The sequence below is a fragment of the Rhodopseudomonas boonkerdii genome, from assembly GCF_021184025.1.
GTDB lineage: Bacteria > Pseudomonadota > Alphaproteobacteria > Rhizobiales > Xanthobacteraceae > Tardiphaga > Tardiphaga boonkerdii.
Genome location: NZ_CP036537.1, coordinates 1,186,430 through 1,204,318, shown reverse-complemented (window position 1 = coordinate 1,204,318; position 17,889 = coordinate 1,186,430). Strand labels below are relative to the sequence as shown.

The 17,889-nt window shown below is 61.9% G+C and carries 19 protein-coding genes; 7 read left to right on the top strand and 12 right to left on the bottom strand.

From position 1 onward, the window contains the following. Nucleotides 1-120 precede the first annotated feature (120 nt). The 7 genes from E0H22_RS05595 to E0H22_RS05565 form a co-directional block, all read right to left on the bottom strand. Nucleotides 121-1,017, bottom strand: coding sequence for a metal ABC transporter substrate-binding protein (locus tag E0H22_RS05595; protein WP_488267563.1), 897 nt, complete (start codon nucleotides 1,015-1,017; stop codon nucleotides 121-123). A gap of 32 nt (nucleotides 1,018-1,049) precedes the next feature. Further along, complete coding sequence (locus E0H22_RS05590) at nucleotides 1,050-1,919, bottom strand: metal ABC transporter permease (RefSeq protein ID WP_233024663.1); 870 nt, start codon at nucleotides 1,917-1,919, stop codon at nucleotides 1,050-1,052. A gap of 2 nt (nucleotides 1,920-1,921) precedes the next feature. Then, on the bottom strand, nucleotides 1,922-2,680 hold the full coding sequence (locus tag E0H22_RS05585) for a metal ABC transporter ATP-binding protein (protein WP_233024662.1): 759 nt from the start codon (nucleotides 2,678-2,680) through the stop codon (nucleotides 1,922-1,924). Beyond that, nucleotides 2,677-2,886, bottom strand: coding sequence for a hypothetical protein (locus E0H22_RS05580; RefSeq protein ID WP_233024661.1), 210 nt, complete (start codon nucleotides 2,884-2,886; stop codon nucleotides 2,677-2,679). The genes E0H22_RS05585 and E0H22_RS05580 overlap by 4 nt, the downstream gene beginning before the upstream one ends. Before the next feature lie 105 nt (nucleotides 2,887-2,991). After that, nucleotides 2,992-3,366 carry a fluoride efflux transporter CrcB gene (crcB, locus tag E0H22_RS05575; RefSeq protein ID WP_233024660.1) on the bottom strand — a complete coding sequence of 125 codons (375 nt, stop codon included), beginning with the start codon at nucleotides 3,364-3,366 and terminating at the stop codon, nucleotides 2,992-2,994. Between the two features lie 168 nt (nucleotides 3,367-3,534). After that, the gene (locus E0H22_RS05570) at nucleotides 3,535-4,134 is read right to left on the bottom strand and encodes a superoxide dismutase (RefSeq protein ID WP_233024659.1); all 600 of its coding nucleotides are present in this window, start codon (nucleotides 4,132-4,134) and stop codon (nucleotides 3,535-3,537) included. A gap of 87 nt (nucleotides 4,135-4,221) precedes the next feature. Then, nucleotides 4,222-5,463 (bottom strand): MFS transporter, encoded by a 1,242-nt coding sequence (locus E0H22_RS05565; RefSeq protein ID WP_233024658.1) that lies wholly within the window; start codon nucleotides 5,461-5,463, stop codon nucleotides 4,222-4,224. A 115-nt stretch (nucleotides 5,464-5,578) separates the two neighbouring features. Between E0H22_RS05565 and E0H22_RS05560 the strand changes: the two genes are divergently transcribed. Then, nucleotides 5,579-6,103 (top strand): GNAT family N-acetyltransferase, encoded by a 525-nt coding sequence (locus E0H22_RS05560; protein WP_233024657.1) that lies wholly within the window; start codon nucleotides 5,579-5,581, stop codon nucleotides 6,101-6,103. A gap of 238 nt (nucleotides 6,104-6,341) precedes the next feature. Next, the gene (locus E0H22_RS05555) at nucleotides 6,342-6,782 is read left to right on the top strand and encodes a DUF2147 domain-containing protein (RefSeq protein ID WP_233024656.1); all 441 of its coding nucleotides are present in this window, start codon (nucleotides 6,342-6,344) and stop codon (nucleotides 6,780-6,782) included. Nucleotides 6,783-6,788: 6 nt separating this feature from the next. On the opposite strand, the gene E0H22_RS05550 is transcribed toward E0H22_RS05555, so the two are convergent. After that, a complete protein-coding gene (locus E0H22_RS05550; RefSeq protein ID WP_233024655.1) occupies nucleotides 6,789-8,042 on the bottom strand; it encodes an aminopeptidase in 1,254 nt (417 codons plus the stop codon). Between the two features lie 198 nt (nucleotides 8,043-8,240). On the opposite strand from E0H22_RS05550, the gene E0H22_RS05545 reads away from it, so the two are divergent. Continuing rightward, nucleotides 8,241-9,134: a YihY/virulence factor BrkB family protein gene (locus E0H22_RS05545; RefSeq protein ID WP_233024654.1), complete on the top strand. Its 894-nt coding sequence runs from the start codon at nucleotides 8,241-8,243 to the stop codon at nucleotides 9,132-9,134. Here E0H22_RS05545 and E0H22_RS05540 read toward each other — a convergent pair. The 4 genes from E0H22_RS05540 to E0H22_RS05525 all read right to left on the bottom strand — a co-directional run bounded on the left by E0H22_RS05540 (nucleotide 9,058) and on the right by E0H22_RS05525 (nucleotide 12,413). Next, nucleotides 9,058-10,320, bottom strand: a complete 1,263-nt coding sequence (locus tag E0H22_RS05540) for an ATP-binding protein (RefSeq protein WP_233024653.1) — start codon at nucleotides 10,318-10,320, stop codon at nucleotides 9,058-9,060. The two genes, E0H22_RS05545 and E0H22_RS05540, sit on opposite strands and share 77 nt — an antisense overlap. Before the next feature lie 90 nt (nucleotides 10,321-10,410). Next, on the bottom strand, nucleotides 10,411-11,295 hold the full coding sequence (gene gluQRS, locus E0H22_RS05535; RefSeq protein ID WP_233024652.1) for a tRNA glutamyl-Q(34) synthetase GluQRS: 885 nt from the start codon (nucleotides 11,293-11,295) through the stop codon (nucleotides 10,411-10,413). A gap of 125 nt (nucleotides 11,296-11,420) precedes the next feature. After that, nucleotides 11,421-12,095: a L,D-transpeptidase gene (locus E0H22_RS05530; protein ID WP_233024651.1), complete on the bottom strand. Its 675-nt coding sequence runs from the start codon at nucleotides 12,093-12,095 to the stop codon at nucleotides 11,421-11,423. Nucleotides 12,096-12,182: 87 nt separating this feature from the next. Then, complete coding sequence (locus tag E0H22_RS05525) at nucleotides 12,183-12,413, bottom strand: hypothetical protein (protein WP_233024650.1); 231 nt, start codon at nucleotides 12,411-12,413, stop codon at nucleotides 12,183-12,185. Between the two features lie 157 nt (nucleotides 12,414-12,570). Between E0H22_RS05525 and E0H22_RS05520 the strand changes: the two genes are divergently transcribed. From E0H22_RS05520 to E0H22_RS05505, 4 genes are all read left to right on the top strand, one after another. After that, a complete protein-coding gene (locus E0H22_RS05520) occupies nucleotides 12,571-13,458 on the top strand; it encodes a cation diffusion facilitator family transporter (protein WP_233024649.1) in 888 nt (295 codons plus the stop codon). A gap of 296 nt (nucleotides 13,459-13,754) precedes the next feature. After that, nucleotides 13,755-14,138, top strand: coding sequence for a DUF2946 family protein (locus E0H22_RS05515; protein ID WP_233024648.1), 384 nt, complete (start codon nucleotides 13,755-13,757; stop codon nucleotides 14,136-14,138). Between the two features lie 69 nt (nucleotides 14,139-14,207). After that, nucleotides 14,208-16,400 carry a TonB-dependent receptor family protein gene (locus E0H22_RS05510; RefSeq protein WP_233024647.1) on the top strand — a complete coding sequence of 731 codons (2,193 nt, stop codon included), beginning with the start codon at nucleotides 14,208-14,210 and terminating at the stop codon, nucleotides 16,398-16,400. A gap of 44 nt (nucleotides 16,401-16,444) precedes the next feature. Further along, nucleotides 16,445-17,404, top strand: a complete 960-nt coding sequence (locus tag E0H22_RS05505; protein WP_233024646.1) for a DUF1775 domain-containing protein — start codon at nucleotides 16,445-16,447, stop codon at nucleotides 17,402-17,404. Nucleotides 17,405-17,889: the final 485 nt, after the last annotated feature.

Below are 17,889 nucleotides of genomic sequence, written 5' to 3'. Positions count from 1 at the left end.
CCTGAGGAGCGCGCCCTCGCGCGCGTCTCGAAGGGTGAAGACGAAGATCGAGGTAGGCCGCCATCCGTCGAGACACCCGCTGGCGCGAGCTCCTTTGGATGAGGGCTGTGCAGGCGCGGCTTATGGGGTCAGCGCGCCCGCCAGCGCCTTTATATTGTGCCTGACCATGGCAATGTAAGTGGGGGCGTCGCCGTTTTCGGCCGTCAAACTGTCCGAATACAACGTTCCGCCGATCTTCGCCCCGGTCTCGGCGGCAATCCGGCGGATCAGGCGGGGATCGCTCACATTTTCCAGAAACACGGCCGGAATTTTCGTCTGCCGTATCTGGGTGATGATACGGGCCACATCGCGCGCCGAGGCTTCGGATTCGGTGGAGACGCCCTGCGGTGCCACGAACTGGATGCCGTAAGCTGCAGCGAAGTAGCCGAAGGCATCGTGGGTCGAGATGACCTTACGCTTCGCTTCCGGAATGCCCGCGACGGCGGCCTTCACCTCGCCTTCCACTTTGGTCAGCTCGCTCAGGTAATTCTCGGCATTGGCCTTATAGACATCCACTCCCGCCGGATCGGCCTTGGTCAGCGCATCGCGGATATTGGCGACATAGATTTTCGCATTGGCGACCGACTGCCAGGCATGCGGATCCTCGTGGCCGTGATCGTGCCTGCCGCCGTGATCGTGGCCGCCCTCCTCCGCCTCGCGCGGCTTGATGCCTTGCGTGGCGGTGACGATATCGGTCTTGCCGCCAGCAGATTTGACCAGCCGAGGCAGCCAGCCTTCGAAGCCGAAGCCATTCACAAAGACCAGTTTTGCCGAGGTGATGGTTTTCGCATCGGCTGGCGTCGGCGTGTAGACATGTGCGTCGCCATTGGGACCGACCAGGGTGGTCACAGCGACTCGCTCGCCACCGACATTGCGCACCAGGTCACCCAGAATGGAAAAACTGGCGACGACGTTCATCTTGTCCTGCGACAAGGACGGCGTGATCGACGAGGCGAGCAAGACAAAGGCGCCGAGCAGCGCGCCGCAAGAATTACGCAAGAAAGTCACAACTAAGCCTCAAGATGTCGGCCCGGAAACAACTGTTTGACCAATCCGGACACGCTGCCGAAGAACACTGAAAACACGTACAAGGCCGCTGCCACGAGGATGATCGCAGGCCCTGATGGCACCTTGGTCTGGAACGAAATGACGAGCCCGCCATAGCCCGAGACCATCGCGCTCGCGACCGAGATCAGCATCATGCCGGTGATATCGCGCGACCAGAACCGCGCGATGCCGGCGGGAAGGATCATCAGCCCGACCGCGAGCAACGTGCCGAGCGCATGAAAACCGTTGACGAGATTGACGACGACGAGGGCGAGAAAGGCCAGATGCGCCGGTGCGCCTGCACGCGACACGGAGCGCAGGAAAACCGGGTCGACGCATTCGATCACCAACGGTCGATAGATCACGGCCATCACGGCAAGCGTGATCGTCGCGTTGAAAGCAATCACCAGCAGCGTCTGATCATCGAGGGCGAGAATGTTGCCGAACAGCACATGCAGCAGATCGATATTGGTGCCGCGCATGGAAACGATGGTGACGCCGATCGCGAGCGAGACCAGATAGAACGCTGCGAGGGATGCGTCTTCCTTGATCACCGTGACGCGCGAGACGAGGCCTGCAAGCAGTGCGACGGAGAAACCGGCAATCAAACCGCCAAACGTCATGGCGAAAAGATTGAGGCCGGAGAAAAGGAAGCCGATCGCGGCCCCGGGGAGGATCGCATGGGCCATGGCGTCGCCGACAAGGCTCATCCGCCGCAACATCAGGAACACGCCGATCGGCGCACCACCGAGAGCTAATGCAATGACACCGGCCAGCGCCCGGCGCATGAACTCGAAATCGACGAAAGGCGCGATCAACGCGTCGTAAAGCATCGCTATGCCGCCTGCGATCGCACATGATCGAGCGCACAGGCCGCGGCAGTATCGTCAAAGGCCTCGCACATGCGGCGCGCTTCGCTGAGATTGTCCGAGGTCAGCACGTCGGTCGTCTTCCCCCACGCCACCGCACCACGCGCCAGCAGCAGCGTTTGCGGGAAGTACGCGCGCACCATCTCCATGTCATGCAGGGCAGCCAGCACCGTGCGCCCTTCGCCGTGCCAGCGCTGCACCAGCGCGATCAAGTCCATGGTCGTCTTGGCATCGACGGCGTTGAACGGCTCGTCGAGCACGATCACATCCGCATCCTGCAACAGCACCCGCGCGAACAGCATGCGCTGCATCTGGCCGCCGGAGAGCGTGCCGATATTGCGGTTCTCGAAGCCGTTGAGACCGACGGCAGCAAGCGCCTGTGCGATCTGCGCGCGGGCTTTCCTGCCGATGCCGCCGAAAATACCCGTGCTGCGCCACAGACCGGTGCCGACGAAATCGAACACCGAGATTGGAAAGGTGCGATCGATATCGACGCTTTGCGGAAGGTAGGCGACGTCATGCGGCTTGAGGCTGCCGAGCGTAATTTTGCCGGCCAGCGGCTTGAGAATGCCGACAATGCCACGGAACAGCGTCGACTTGCCGGCGCCGTTGGGGCCGATCACGGCAAGCAAGGCGCCCGGCAAAACCTCACCGTTCAGATGATGCACGGCGGGATGGCGGTCATAGCCGAGGGTGACGTCGCGAAAGGTGAGCTGCGCGGTCATGACGGCCTCATCGCCAGCAAAACCACCGCCCACAGCGCTACGGAGACCGCCAGCGCGGCGGCAAGCCGGCCAGGCAGCGACATACGCAGGATCGACCATGGCGATGGCTGGGCCGGATGCGGGCTGGCAGGGTCATGGCTGTGATGGGCATGGCCGTGCGCGTGACCATGATGATGGTCGTGGTCGTGAGAATGCGCGTGCGCCATGACGGGCCGAAACCGGTGTAGCGGCCAAAAGGCCAATGAAAACAACGCGCCCTCAGGCGCTATGCCTTCAATCTATGTTACATTATAACGTAGCGCAAGCAGCCGTCAGGCGAAGTGACGCACCAGAGCCAGCCCTGCGAACAGGCCCGCGATGGAAAGCACGACCGAGCCGAGGACATAGGCCAGCGCAAGACCGAGTTCGCCGCGTTCGTAGAGCAGCGCGGCGTCGAGCGAAAAGGCCGAGAAGGTCGTGTAGCCACCGAGGATGCCGGTCATGAGGAACAGCCGCCAGGGCTGCGAGGCCTCGCCTTTGAAGGCGAGATAACCCGCAATTAGGCCCATCACGGTCGAGCCGCTGACATTGATGATGAAGGTGCCCCATGGAAATCCGGGAGGCATGCAGCGAGCGCAAGTGACGTTGATCACATGGCGCAGCGTCGCGCCGAGGCCACCACCGACAAAAACCAGAACGAAATTCATCGAATACCCGCCGTGCTTGTTCGCTCACGTTGAACCGTTTTGCCGCAGCACATCTGCGACGGCAAGGCGTGGCGGCGGAACGGCACGACACAAGGATGTCCGCGGAAAAGAAAAGGACGGCGGCTTGCCGCCGCCGCCCTTCCCTCGCGCTATGAAGCGCAAAGACGATCAGGCCGCCTTGCCGAACAGCTCGTCCACATATTCCCAGTTGACGAGGTTATCGACGAACGCCTTCAGATAGTCCGGACGGCGGTTGCGGTAGTCGATGTAGTAGGAGTGCTCCCACACGTCGACGCCGAGGATCGGGGTCGCGCCGTGCACCAGCGGATTTTCACCGTTCGGGGTCTTCGAAACTTCGAGTTTGCCGTTCTTGACAGCGAGCCAGGCCCAGCCCGAACCGAATTGGCCAGCGCCGGCGGCCGCGAAATCGGCCTTGAATTTGTCGAGACCGCCGAGATCCTCGTCGATCTTCTTGGCGAGGCGGCCCGGCAGCTTGTCGCCGCCGCCGTTCGGCTTCATCCAGTTCCAGAAATGGAGATGGTTGTAGTGCTGGCCGGCATTGTTAAACAGCGCCGCATTCTTGCCGAACGAGCCCTTGACGATCTCCTCGAGCGATTTGCCCTCGAATTCGGTGCCCTTCAGCAGGTTGTTGCCGTTGGTCACGTAAGCCTGATGGTGCTTATCGTGATGGAATTCCAGCGTTTCCTTCGACATATGGGGCGCGAGCGCATCATAGGCGTAAGGCAGATCGGGAAGCGTGAAGGTCATGGGGTCAAGATCCACTTTGATGGGAGAGTTGGCTTAACGGGAACCTTTATAGAAGGTTCCCGTTAAATCGCCCACCCCTCTCCGCAATCAAGCCGCGTTCGGCATGACCCGCGGCACGGCATCGCGTAGCACCGGCGGTTTGACGTTCATCAGCATCTGGAAGCAGCCGGCAATCAGGCCGATGACCACCGCAGCCTGCCAGGCACGATCGTAATTGCCGAGATGCGCGAAAATCACGCCGCCGCCCCACGCTCCCATGAAAGAACCCGCCTGATGGCTGAGAAAGGCGATGCCGGTGAGCGTTGCCATGAACCGCAGCCCGAACAATTGTGCCACGAGACCATTCACCAGCGGCACCACGCCGAGCCAGAGCGAGCCGAGCACCGCGGCAAACACCATGGTTGTGGTGGGCGTCGCCGGAAAATAGAAATAGGCGGCCAGCGCCAGCGAGCGCGCGATATAAATTCCGCCGAGCAAAATCTGCTTCGGATAGCGGCCGCCGAGCCACCCGAATGCGTAGGAGCCAAACACATTGAACAGGCCGACCAGCGCAAGCGCCGTGGCGCCCAACGAGGCATCGAGGCCGCAGGTCGCAAGGTAGTTCGGCAGGTGGGTCGTGATGAAGACGAGTTGCAGGCCACACACGAAAAATGACAGCGCCAGCACGATATAACCGGAATGGCCGAGTGCAGATTGCACCACCTGGCCGAGCGATTGCGGCAGTTCGTCCGCGGCCGCACGCTCGATCTTGTCGGATTGGCCGGCTAGCAAAGCGGCTGGCAGCATGACGGCGACGAGACCGAGGAAACCGATCAGCGCCACCTGCCAGCCAGCGGTGGAGATCAGTGTCTGTGCCAAAGGCGACGCGATGACGAGACCGAGCGAGCCCGCCGCCGACACTGCACCCATGGTGACGCTGCGTTTGGCGGCCGAGACCGAGCGCGAGGCGACCGTCATCGTCATGCTCGACGCCGTACAGGACAGCGCGAGACCGACACACAAGCCGGCACCGAGAGTGAAATAGAGCGGTGTGGTGGCAAACAGCATGAACACGAGACCGGCCGCGTAAATCAGCACGCCGGAGATCATCACCCAGCGGGTGCCGAAGCGATCGGCGATGGCGCCGACGAAAGGCTGCGAAATTCCCCAGATGACGTTCTGCAAGGCCGTCGCCAGCGAGAAATCGGCAGTCGTGATCGCGGTGTCGCGCAAAATCGACGGCTGAAAGAGGCCAAAGCTCTGGCGCATGCCCATGGCCAGACTGAGCAGCGTCGCTGCACCGGCCAAAATCGCCCAGCGCTGATACTTGGTAAGCTCCGCCTCGGTCATTCCACAGCCCATAATATTACTGGAAAATTTTTCTCACCTAAGCACCGGATTCGACAAGTTTCTACCCATACTCCGCTCTATAAGGCTGCACCGGACGCAGGGGTCATCAGCGGAAATGAGCATCGAGATCGAAATCGTGACGGGCGATCAGGCCTGGCCGCGCGTCAAGCCACTGTACGACCTCGTCTGGCCCGCAGAGACCGTCGCGCAACGCGCCTGGGCGAATGTGGAATTCGCGCATGCGGATCTACGCGTGATTGTCGAGGCTGACGAGCAGCCGGTCTGCCATGTGGGGCTGTATCGTCGCCAGGGCGTTTGGCGAGAACGTCCGATCCGGATCGGCGGGATCGGCGGCGTTCTCACGCATCCGGATTTTCGCCGTCAAGGACTGGCCAGCGTGGCGATGGACGCAGCCTTGCACACGTTGCGCGACGAGCGTTCGAACGATTTCGCGCTGCTGTTCTGCGATCCCCCAATGACGGGATTTTATACGAGCCGCAACTGGAAGCCTTTCATGGGCGATGTGTTCGCACAACAGAAGGGCGAGCGCATCCGCTTCGATGTCATGCAGCCTCTGGTCTATTATCTGAAGCGCGCGCCGCATGAGGGAGAGTTGGACCTATGCGGTCTGCCATGGTGATCTCCGCCACGGTCAGACAATAGCAACGCAATACCGATCTACAAACGATCGCAATCTTCCCGCAATTCAAACAGGTTTACAGTCGGCGCGCATCTTCTCTGCGGTCGGAAGTTACGACTTGGCACGATCCCGATCAAATCTCGTTAATCGCGACAATTTCGCTTTACCCTGGCGTCTCACGCCAATTGCACGAATCCGTTTTCTTGCTATGCAAGCCGCCTGATCCGAGGAGAACCACATGATCATCCGCGCCGCCGTCATGACCGCATTGCTGGGCGTTGCACTCGCGGGCCCGACCCACGCGCAGTCCGGTGGCGATATCAGCGGCGTGTGGCAGACCCAGGCCGGCGATGCCAATGTGCGTGTCAGCAAATGCGGCACGCAGCTTTGCGGTACCATCGTTTCGCTGCGCGACAAGATCGATCCGCGCACCGGCCAGCCACCGATCGACGACAAGAATCCCGATCCGAAACTCGCCACGCGTTCGATGATCGGCATTCATCTGTTCTTCGGCATGAAGCCGGCCGGCGCCAATGCGTGGTCGGGCCAGATCTACAATGCCGATGATGGCCGATATTATGTGAGCAATGTCTCGCTCACCGGGCCGGATACGCTGAAGGTCGAAGGCTGCGTCGGCGCCCTTTGCGGCAGCGAGAACTGGTCGCGCGTCGGGCGCTGATCTCAGTCAGGCCCATTCTCCCTTGCGGAACACCGGCACACGGCGACCATCCGTTTGAACGCCATCGATATCGATCTCGCCAGAGCCAATCATCCAGTCGATATGGATGAAGCTCTTGTTGCCGCCCTGCGCTGCGATCTGTTCAGGCGTTAGCTTGTCACCGCCGACAAAGCATTTCGAATAACACTGGCCGAGCGCGATGTGGCAGGCGGCATTTTCGTCGAATAGCGTGTTGTAGAACAACAGACCGCTGGCTGAGATCGGCGACGAGTGCGGCACCAGCGCCACTTCGCCGAGACGGCGCGACCCTTCGTCGGTGTCGAGCACCTTGTTCAGTACCGCTTCGCCCCGCGAGGCCGTGGCCTCGACGATTCTGCCATCCTCGAAGCGCACCGCGATGTCTTCGATCAACGTGCCCTGATAGGACAGCGGCTTGGTGGAACGGACGTGACCGCTCACCCGCGCAGCGTGCGGCGTGGTGAAGACTTCCTCGGTCGGGATATTGGCGTTGCAGACGATGCCGTTTTTCGCAGTCGAGGCGCCGCCCTCCCATTCGTGACCGTCGGCAAGGCCGACCACGAGATCGGTGCCCGGCCCCTTGAAATGCAGCGAATGGAAGCGCTGGCCGTTGAGCCAATCGGTGCGGGCGCGCAGCGAGGCGTTATGCGCGGCCCAGGCAGCGATGGGATCGGCATTGTCCACACGCGACGCGGCAAAAATCGCCTCGGCGAGTTTCTGCACAGCGACGTCGTCCTCATCGCCGGGAAAAACCTGCCTGGCCCAGGAGAGCGTCGGATAAGCGACAATGTTCCAGTTGATGTCGAAGCCCGCGATTTTCTGCAGTGCCGGCTGATAGGCGATCGAATTAGCCTTGCTTGCGCGCGAGACCTTGGCCGGGTCCTCGTTCGACAGCAGCATCGGATTGTCGCCGACGACGGCAAGGCGGGCGGTGTTGTTGCCGAGCGCCTTGGCCATGCCCTCATAGAGCCAGCCGGCCGCGCGGTCGAAGGTATCTTCATGGCCGTAGCGATAACGGGCCAGCGTCATTTCCTCGTCGGAGAAGAACGGCGTCACCAGACCGGCGCCGGCCCTGTAGGCATGTTCGGCAATCTTGCGCACCAACGGCAGTGCCGCGGCCGGGGCCGTCAGCAATAGATCCTGTCCCGGCGCCAGCTGCAGCCCCACTTTGACAGCGACCTCGGCAAGCCGATCGAGCTTCACGGGATCGACGGTGGCAATGTTGCGCTGGTGAACGGTCATGGGGGGTCCTCGATGAATGATCGGCGACCGCAAATGTAGGGAATGTTCTGCCGATTTGCCATGCCGCATGCGCCGCTCGCCCGCATAGCGCCACGGCTGTCATGCAGATGGATTAGGCAACGTTCTGGCTTTTGGACGTTATATATCCGAAGCTCGCGTAGGCAGGCCGATTTGGCGAAGCCGCTAACGAGGTGGACTGTGAGGCAGATACGCATCGCCTTCGATATCGGCCTCGACGCCTTCTACCGTTTTCTCACCGATGACGGCTGGGCGATCGCCAGCCATATCGCGCTGTCCACGTTGATGGCCTTGTTTCCGTTCCTGATCGTGCTGACCTCGCTGGCGGGTTTTTTCGGCTCCCGGGATCTCGCCGATCAGGCCATGAACCTGCTGCTCGAGATCTGGCCCGACCAGGTATCCAATGCGTTATCCGGCCAGATCCATCAGGTGCTCACCACGACACGCGGCGATGCCTTGACCATCGGTCTCGTGCTCGCGCTCTACTTTGCCTCCAATGGTGTCGAGAGCCTGCGGGTGGCGCTGAACCGCGCCTATTCGGTAACCGAGCCACGCCGCTGGTACTGGCTGCGGCTGGAATCCATCGGCTACACGCTGATCGCTGCGGCGACGGCGCTGGTGATGGCCTTCCTGATCGTGCTCGGCCCGCTGGTGCTGGAAATCGTGCGGCGTTACGTGCCTCTGATGGTGGAGAACAACGAGCGGCTACTCACGGTCGCTCGCTACGGCATCACCGTCGCGGCGATGCTCATCGCTCTCGTCATCCTGCATAGCCGGCTGCCGGCGGGGCGGCGAACCTTTCCGCAGATCCTGCCCGGCATCGTATTCACGATGCTGGGCTCGCTGGCCGCCGCCATCGGCTTCGGCCTTTATCTCGCGCGCTTCGCCAATAACTACGTGACGATGTATGCCGGGCTCGCCTCGGTGATCATCGCACTGGTGTTCTTGTATTTCATCGCCGCGATCTTCGTGTTCGGCGGCGCGCTGAATGCAGCGATCATCCGTTCGCGGCTGCCGAACGGCGTTTCGTTGCAAGCAGCGCAGTCGCTAGAGCACGTGGAGAAACCGGTTTGATCAGGAAACTGTCGGCGCCGGCCTGACGCGCCGCGGCCTCATCCTCGCCGCGGCCGGAGACGCCGATGACGGCGATGCCGCCATACGGCTTCTTCAACGCGCGAATCTGACGGATCGCCTCGACGCCGCTGATATCCGGCAGCACCATGTCCATCAACACCGCATCGAAACCGCCTTCCGCGACCCGTATCGCGGCATCCTCGCCGCGGCCGATGAATTCGGCATGATGGCCAAGTTCGGTAAGAATGGCATTCAGCACCACGCGACCGAACGGATTGTCCTCGACGCTGAGAACGCGCCGGCCAGCGCCGCCGGCCGATGCCTGCTCCGACTGCGCCATCTGCGCGATGTCACCGCGCACCCGATCGAGTGCCACAGTCAGCGTAAATGTCGTGCCGCCGCCCTGCCGCGCCGTTGCTGCGATATCGCCGCCCATCGCCCTGGCCAGTTGCTTGACCGAGAACAGGCCGAGCCCGGCGCCACCAAAGCGCGCGGCGATGGAGACATTGGCCTGCGAGAACGGCCGGAACAGCTTTTTGGTTTCTGCGGGCGTCAGGCCGATCCCTGAGTCGGATACTGCGAACGACACGCCAACCTTGCCGGCGATGCGGACCGAGGCGACTTTCAGTATGACATTGCCGCTGTCGGTGAATTTCACCGCGTTGTCGATCAGATTCTCCAACGCCGCACGCAGCCGGACCGGATCTCCAACGGCGAAATTCGGCAATTTCTCGGAGACCGTGACCACGGCCTGCAGCCCCTTCGCCGTGGCACGGCCGGCGAGCGAATCCCCGATGGCGCGCGTCAGCGTGCGCAGGTCGAAGAAGTCCCGTCGCAGGTCAAGCCTGGCCTTGTGGCTTCTGGCGGCATCGACGAACAGGGTCGCAAGGCCGGCGAGATGTTCGGCACCAGCCCGGATGGTTTCGACCCAGCGCCGTTCGCGCTCCGAGAGCTCGGAGGTGACAAGCAGGTCGCTGACTGCGAGAATGCCAGTGAGCGGCGTGCGCACCTCGTGGGCGAACATCGCCAGCGCTTGTTCGACCATTGCATCTGCACGTGCCGCCCCCGGCGCCATGCGCGGCTTTCGCACGGCCTTCTTGGCGACGCGCCCTTTCACGGTCTTCGGCTTTGCGATAGTCGTTCTGCGCTTCCGCGATTTGCGCGGCGCGCGCGATGTCAGCGCCATTGGATGCCCACTCGTCCCTTGCACCATGGCATGGCGCCCCGTGCCGAGTCACGTCACCGTCCGCATCTGCGTTGGGATAACCCCGCCAGGTTACGGATAGGGCGGCAATCCGGCGAGGCGGCGCACATCCGCCGATGTCATACCTTGCGCGCGCAGTTCGCGAAGCCCCGTGGATGCCAGGGATTTTGCGAGTTTCGCCCCGGTCTCGTCACGCAGCAAGGCGTGATGCCGATAGGCTGGCACTGGCAGGCCGAGCAGCGCCTGCAGCAGACGATGCACACTGGTGGACCAGAACAGGTCCTGGCCGCGTACGACATCGGTGACACCCTGCAGCGCATCATCGATGACGACAGACAAATGGTAGCTGGTCGGCACTTCCTTACGGGCCAGAATAACATCGCCCCAGGCGTCCGGGCGCGCGGCGACCTCCGCCGTCTCGCCATCCGGGCCGCTGCCCTGCTCCTGCCAGGTCAACGCGCCGACACGTTCGATCGCCGCAGCCATATCGAGTCGCAGCGCCATCGGCGCCCCGGAGCGCTTCAGTGCAGCGACCTCGTCGGCGTACAGGGACTTTGCTGTGCCCGGATAGAGCGGCGCACCATCGGGATCGCGCGGCCATGGGCCCTTGGCCTCCTCGCCGGCCACCAGCCGTGCGATCTCCGCCCGGCTTTCGAAACTGGGATAGAGCAGCCCCATCGCGGCCAACCTGTCGCTTGCGGCGACATAGGCATCGAGATGATCGGACTGCCGGCGCACCGGCGTCTCCCAGATGATCCCAAGCCATTCGAGATCCTCATAGACCGCCTGCTCGTATTCCGGCCGACAACGCGTGACATCGATATCCTCGATCCGCAGCAGCAAATGCCCGCCGGCCTGCCGCGCGAGATCGAAATTCAGCAGGGCCGAATAAGCGTGGCCGAGATGGAGATAGCCATTCGGGCTGGGAGCGAAACGGAAGACGGGAGCCGGATTCATGCTCGGATCCTTAGCATCAATCGACGATGCCGGACGACAACCGTTCCACGTATGGATATTTCAATGCGAAACGGCAGGCATCGGCCTATACCTGCCGTTTCGTTAGCTGGTCCACCGCTCGCCCTTTAAGACTCTGCCGCCCGGCCGCCCTGGATCACCACCACGCGACTGCCGATCTTGACGCGGTTGTAGAGGTCGATGACATCCTGATTCATCAGCCGGATGCAGCCGCTGGACACGGCGTGGCCGATGGTCTCCGGCTCCGTCGTGCCGTGGATGCGGAACATGGTGTCGCGATCGCCCTGATAGAGATACATCGCGCGCGGCCCGAGCGGATTGTCGAGGCCACCGGCCATGCCGCTGGCCAGATGGCGATAGCGCGCCGGCTCGCGGTTCATCATGTTCTCGGTCGGGCTCCAGTGCGGCCATTCTGCCTTGCGCTTGATGGTCGCGCTACCGGCGAAAGCAAGACCGGCCTTGCCGACGCCGATGCCGTAGCGCATCGCCTTGCCGTCGCCCTCGACGAGATAGAGATGACGCGCGGCCGTATCGACCACGATGGTCCCGGCAGGCTCCCGCGTCCGATAATCGACGCGCTGGCGCAGCATGGCGGGATCGATGCTGGAGACATCGATCGCCGGCAGCGTGTGGCCGCCGTCATTCAGCTCGGCATATTTCGCGGATGAACCGCCAAGGCCCGACGACATCATCCCACCGCTGCTGACGCAGCCTGCCAGCACGGCAGGCAAAACAAACAACGCCACAAGGCGCGGCCAGCGCATTTCAGCCAAACCAGTCATTTCCATTCCCAACTGCAACCCGCCGACCGAGGCGACACGCCTGTCATACAGGTTCGGCGCGTCGTGACAGGCTCAAGAGCACGTCATTCAGGCACGGAACACGTGCTGCAGCGCATTTTGCGCGTCGCTGTGACGGGCCTGCCACAGCGACAGATTGTCAACGAACGATCTAAAGCTGCATTTTTCTCCGATAAATCTGGTTCCGCGAAGCGGCTTGCTGCGCAAGGGAGCAATGTCGGCACGCTTGAGAATGGATCCAGCGGCGCGATTTCCGTTATCCGCCGCACAGACATTGGGGGATCGCTTCGGCGTCTGCATCCTCACTCAGCCCGACCTGCGAACTGCAAACGCACCTCCATTTTGCGTATCATAATGCGAAGCGTTTGCAGCAACTTGACACAGCTTGCATCGCTTGCGCACGCAGTCTAGAGCACGACGGCGTTGCCGCCGCATTTCCATCGACACGAGATTTTTCATGACAAGCGTTCGCAATCTTGCGCAAGGCAGCATTGCCGTTGGCTTGCTTGTGCTCGGACTGAAGTATTGGGCCTATCACCTCACCGGCAGCGTCGCGCTGCTGTCGGATGCGATCGAGAGCATCGTGAATGTTGTGACGGCGCTGGTCGCCTATCTCGCCATCAGCTTCAGCGCAAAACCTGCCGACGACGAACATCCCTATGGGCACCATAAGGCCGAGTATTTTTCGGCCGTGCTCGAAGGCGTGCTGATCGTGCTGGCAGCGGTCCTGATCCTGCGCGAGGCGTATCACGCTTATCTCTCGCCGCGGCAGCTCGATACACCATGGCTCGGCCTTGCCGCAAATGCCGCAGCCACCGTGATCAATGCCGGTTGGGCATGGCTTCTGATCCGCACCGGCAAGAAAATGCGTTCGCCCGCGCTGACCGCCGACGGCAATCATCTGATGACCGACGTGTGGTCGTCGGTCGGCGTGCTCGGCGGCGTGATCATCGCTTCCGTGTCGGGCATTGCGATTCTCGATCCCATCCTTGCCGGGCTGGTTGCGCTCAACATCCTGTGGGCAGGCTGGGGCCTGATGAAGCAATCGCTCAGCGGACTGATGGACGAAGCGCTGGAGCCGGCGACACTAGCCACCATCAAGCAGACCATCTCGGCCCACGCCGAAGGCGCCATCGAGGCACATGATCTGCGCACCCGCCGCGCCGGCAGCATGACTTTCATCGATTTCCATCTCGTGGTGGCGGGATCGACCACGGTGAGCGCCGCGCACGACATCTGCGACAAGCTGGAACAGGCAATCCGCGCCGAAATCGGCGAAGCACTGATCACCATCCATGTGGAGCCGGACGACAAGGCAAAGCATTCCGGCATCGTGGTGCTGTAGGGTTGCTCGCTTCCCTCATCCTGAGAGCCTGACTCATCAAGCGATCTGGGGCGCTTTTCGACTGCATTGCTAGGAACAATGCTGCCTTCAACTCAGTCTCTCGCTTCTCCGCCCCTCATCCTGAGGAGCCGCGTAGCGGCGTCTCGAAGGATGGCCGAAGAGCGCCGAGCCAAGCCATCTCATGGTTCGAGACGGCGCTGCGCGCCTCCTCACCATGAGGGATCACGTGATTTGATCCGCCCTGCGGCTTTGACAGTTCCCTCGCCCATGCTAACCATGGGGCGAGGATCGCACCCGTGACACATGGATCGCGCAAACGCTGGTTTGGCGCCGTGGCTTCTTTGGCCGCGGTTTATGCGCTCGTTCTCAATGTCGTGTTGTCGAGCCTCATTCTGGCTTCGATCTCGCCGGCCGCGCAAGCCGCGGGCTTGGAGCTCTGTCTCACTCATCCCGATCTCGCCGCTTCGCCCGGCACCGATGGCAAGACCACGGGTGCGCCGGCGGTGCATTGCCCGGCCTGCGTTGGCACCCATGCGCCCGGCACGCCGCCCACAAGCGTCACTTTCTCCATCTCGCGCATCGCCATTGCGATGGCTCCGATCGTCGCGCACAACGACCGCATCGTCGCGCGCACGGCAACCTCCGACCATCGGGCCCGCGCACCGCCGCAGCTGAGCTGACGTCCCACGTCGCCATGCGCACGTGCTTGCACGTGCGTGCTCAGTCCAATTCCGGTGGAGTTTCACCTCATGCTATCCGTTTCCATGCGGCTGCGCAGCGTTCTGCTGGCATCCGCTGCTGCGCTCATGCCAAGCGCGGTGTCTGCTCAAATAGGTTCGTCCACATCACTGCCCGCGGTCACCGTCGAGGCGCCCGCGCAGCAACGTTCCGCCACTGCGCGCAAGCCACGGCAAGCGCCGCCCGATTCGCGCGCAGCACGCAGCGCTGCCGCTCCGGCAGCGCTGCCGGCTACAGCCGCACCAACGCCCGGCGCCCTCACTGTCCTGACCGCACAGCAGGCGCTGCGCGAAATCCAGCAAACCCCTGGCGGCGTCGCACTGGTCACCGCGGATGCGTGGAAGAACTCCACGCCATCCAACACTATCAAGGACATCCTGGACTATGTGCCCGGCGTGTTCGCGCAGCCGAAATGGGGCGATGATACGCGGCTGTCGATCCGCGGTTCGAGCCTGTCGCGGAACTTCCATCTGCGTGGCGTGCAGCTCTATATGGACGGCATCCCGATCAATACGGCGGACGGCTACGGCGATTTCCAGGAGATCGAGCCGACCGCCTATAAATATGTCGAGGTGTTCAAGGGCGGTAACGCGCTGCGCTTCGGCGCCAATTCGCTCGGCGGCGCCATCAATTTCGTGACACCGACCGGACGCGACCCCTGGCTCAATGCCGTCTCGCTCGACACGGGTGCCTTCGGCTTTCGCCGCCTACAGGCCTCGACCGGCGGCGCCAACGGGCCTTGGGATGGCTTCATCACCGCCTCGACGCAATCGGCGGACGGCTATCGCGACCACAGCTATGGCAATGCGACACGCGTGAGCGGCAATGTCGGCTATCAGTTCTCGCCGGATTTCGAAACGCGTTTCTATCTCAATGCCAATAGCGTACGGCAGCGCATTCCAGGCTCGGTGAGCAAGGACAGCGCGCTGAATTCTCCGACCACGGCCGCTGCAAACAACGTCACGATGGACCAGCAGCGCAACATCGACACGGTGCGCCTCGCCAACAAGACGACGATCCGGCTCGACAACACCACCATCGATTTTGGCCTGTTCGGCGTCGATCGCCACCTGATACATCCGATCTTCCAGTATCTGGACTATCGCTATCAGGACTATGGCGGCTTCGCGAAGGTCACTGACGACCGCGTGATCGGCGGTTACCGCAACGTGTTCGTGGCCGGCGTCAATGTGATCAATGGCCGGATCGACAACAACCAGTATGTCAATGTCGCCGGACAGAAGGGCGCTCTCGCCTCGTCATCGATCGACAGCTCGAAGAACACGTCGGTCTATGTGGAGAACTCACTTTATGTCCTTCCGAGCGTGGCACTGATCGGTGGCACCCAGTTCCTCTATGCCACGCGAAACCGGAAGGACCGTTTCCTCAGCGATGGTGACCAATCGGGTTCGACGGAGTTCAATCTGTGGAGCCCGAAGGGCGGCCTGCTCTGGAACATCGATCCGACCTGGCAGGCCTATGCGAATGTTTCTCGCAGCGCGGAAATGCCGAGCTTCGGCGAGAGCTCATCCGGACCCGGCATTCCGACCATCCCCTTCACCAGTATTCGCCCGCAGCGCGCGACCACCTATGAGATCGGCACGCGCGGTCGACGGCCCGATGTGACGTGGGAACTCACGGTCTACCGCGCCAATATCAAAGACGAACTGCAATGCCTCTACAGTGCGTTCGGCAACTGCAACGTGACCAATGCGGATCGAACGATCCATCAGGGCATCGAGGCAGGTCTCGGTATCGCCGTGTTGAAGGGCATGTTCGATGCATCCGCGCAGCCGGACAAGCTCTGGCTCAACATGGCCTATACGCTGAACGACTTCCGCTTTGACAACGATCCGCTCTACGGCAACAACCTGCTGCCGGGCGCGCCGCGGCACTATCTGCGCGCGGAGCTGCTCTACAAACATGCCAACGGATTCTATCTTGGCCCCAATGTCGAATGGGTGCCGGAATCCTATTATGTCGACAGCGCGAATACGCTGAAGACGGAGCCTTATGCGCTGCTCGGCCTTAAGGCCGGTGTGGACAATGGGGGCACCTATTCGGGCTATATCGAAGCGCGCAACATTCTCGATACCCGTTACATCGCCTCCGCCAGCATTCTCAATGTAGCGACGGCAAACTCGCCACTGTTCGAACCCGGCACTGGCCGCGCCATCTATGCCGGTATCAAAGCGAGGTGGTGACGATGACGATTTGCGTTAAACTGCCATTCATGAAAGGACATGCCATGGTCAACCGCACCTTGCTGCTCATCGCTGCGCTCGGCACAGCCGCAATGCCCGCTTCCGCCCATGTGTTGGTGCAGAGCGGCACGGCCACCATTGGCGGCTCCTATCGCGCGGTGCTGGCCGTGCCGCATGGCTGTGGCGCTTCGCCAACAACGAAAATCACCGTGCAGATTCCCGAAGGAATGATCGCGGTGAAGCCGATGCCGAAGCCGGGCTGGCTGATCGAAACCAAGAAAGGCCCGTATGCGCAGAGCTACGACTTCATGCATGGCATGAAAGCGTCCGAAGGCATCAAGCAGATTTCGTGGACGGGTAAACTCGACAACGACTTCTACGACGAATTCGTTTTCTCTGCCTATTTGCCGGCGTCGTTGACAGCCGATACGCCACTCTATCTGCCAACACTACAGACCTGCGAAAACGGCTCGGAAGACTGGGCGCAGATCCCAGCAGCTGGACAGGATCCGCACAGCCTGAAGTCACCTGCTCCATCCCTGCGTCTCGTGGCGGCTTCGCCGAAGGATGCTATGGCGCAGATGGCGAATATGGTGCATGCAGGCGACTTGATGATCGCCACGCCGTGGACGCGCGCGACCCCGCCGTCAGCGAAAGTGGCTGGCGGCTATCTCACCATCACCAACACCGGCAAGAACAGCGACAAGCTGCTTGGCGGTTCGTTCGCCGACGGCAGCCGGATCGAAGTGCATGAGATGAGCGTGACCGATGGCGTGATGAAGATGCGTCCGCTGAATGACGGGCTCGAGATCAAACCCGGCGCCACCGTGAAGCTCGAGCCCGGCGGCTATCACCTGATGCTGATGGATCTGAAGAAGCCGTTCATCAAAGGCGACAAGGTGAAGGCGCAGCTGCAGTTCGAAAAGGCCGGCAAGGTCGATATCGAGCTCGACGTCAATGCCGTCGGCGCTGCGGCGCCGGCACGCGGCGGGCACGCTCACTAGCCATATCCATCGAAGATGAACGAGCCTCCGGTGCCGATTTGAACTCATTGAGGCGATGCGGCGCGAGTTGCCGCTTTGCAGCACCGAAACCGTTAAAAATGGCCGGACACGGACAAGGTTCACGCTCCGGATCAAACTCCGGCCACTCGAAACGTTGGATAAGGATCGCGCGACAGCGCGGTCCGACTCAATAGAACGTATGATCTCCGATCCGCTGCGGCCGTGGCTGATCCACGCGGACGAGATTAACGGCGCCGCAGCGGTCACATGCGAATGACCGTGTTTCGAACCTGTCGAACTGATCGATCGACTTGAGCTGAGTGCGGGCGCGACAACGATTGCATTTGAGGTGGCTGGTACGGATGTTGTCGTTACCGTGCCGACGATGCGTCATCTGGAACCTCAGCGGGGCATTGGCGCCCTCGCGGCGGCCATGGAACCAAGCGGATGAACGAGAAACTGCGAAACGCGACTCGAATCAGGAA